Source organism: Microcoleus sp. Pol12B3 (assembly GCF_036701355.1).
GTDB lineage: Bacteria > Cyanobacteriota > Cyanobacteriia > Cyanobacteriales > Microcoleaceae > Microcoleus.
Genome location: NZ_JAUBQS010000038.1, coordinates 17427 through 18567, shown reverse-complemented (window position 1 = coordinate 18567; position 1141 = coordinate 17427). Strand labels below are relative to the sequence as shown.

Sequence of the window (1141 nt, the reverse complement as noted above, 5' to 3'; positions counted from 1 at the left end):
GACTGGTGGTTGTCCCCTCAATGGTGAAGGGATTGTCGTTTACGCGCGGTATTTGAGCTGTAGTGAACCGAGATTCATCTAGCGAGTTCGATCGAACATCGATCAACACCGCCAAAAATTCCCCAGTTTGCCTGTCCCTAATAATCGTGTTGCTAGAATTCGAGCCTTGACCTTGGAAAATTTCTAACTCTGTAAAGTTCAAACCTCCAGCTAGACCGATCGAATCTCCCGCATTAAAATCTCTAATTACATCAGCATCGCCGATTTCGCGGCCCCCAGTAGTGAGAAACCCGTTGCCACCAGGCGACGTGCCCACCCTACCGAGAACAAAGATATCCGATCCCTCGCCTCCTGTCAGAGTATCCGATCCGCGATCGCCCGAAAGAATATCATCCCCAGCATCTCCAGAAAAAGAATCATTGCCATCGCCCCCGAAGAGCAGGTCATCACCCTCGCCACCATCACCAGTATCGTTACCAACACCGCCAGTGATGACATCCCCGCCCTCGGCGCCTAACAAAATATCATTGCCCCCAGCACCTATGAGGCAGTCGTTGCCCGTGTCGCCAAAAACACTGTCATTGCCCTTGTCGCCAAAAATCAGGTCGTCCTCGCCACCTCCGCGCAGACAGTCATTGCCTTTACCGCCGTACAGCGTGTCGTTGCCTTCAGAACCCAAGACAAGATCGTTGCCCTGGTCGCCAAAAGCTACGTCATCGCCTTGGTCGCCAGAAACCAAGTCATCGCCTTTGCCGCCCCGCGCCGTGTCATTGCCGCGCCCGCCCTCAACGATATCTTTACCAGCGCCGCCGTTGAGAGAATCGTTACCGTCATCGCCCCTGAGTAGATCGTCTCCGTCCCGACTCAGAAGCGTGTCGTCGCCGGCACCCCCGGAAATCGTGTCATTGAACAAGCTGCCGATTAAATAGTTACTGCCGTCATTTGCGACAACTAAGCCATCGACAAAAAGTGGCTCTGGGGGAGGCGTGGGAACTGTCACAGGTGGCCGCGGCACCGGGGTGATCGAAATGTCCGGGCCCGTCCCCGTCATCGTTGTCGAAGTCCCCGTCATCGTTGTCGAAGTCCCGGTTCCCGTCATCGTTGTCGAAGTCCCGGTTCCCGTCATCGTTGTCGAAGTCCC

1 protein-coding gene is annotated in these 1141 nt (G+C 55.2%); it reads right to left on the bottom strand.

All coding sequences use genetic code 11. The features are described from left to right. Positions 1-1141: calcium-binding protein (locus QUA53_RS18975; RefSeq protein WP_333099191.1), on the bottom strand; the 1141-nt coding region annotated here is incomplete at both ends.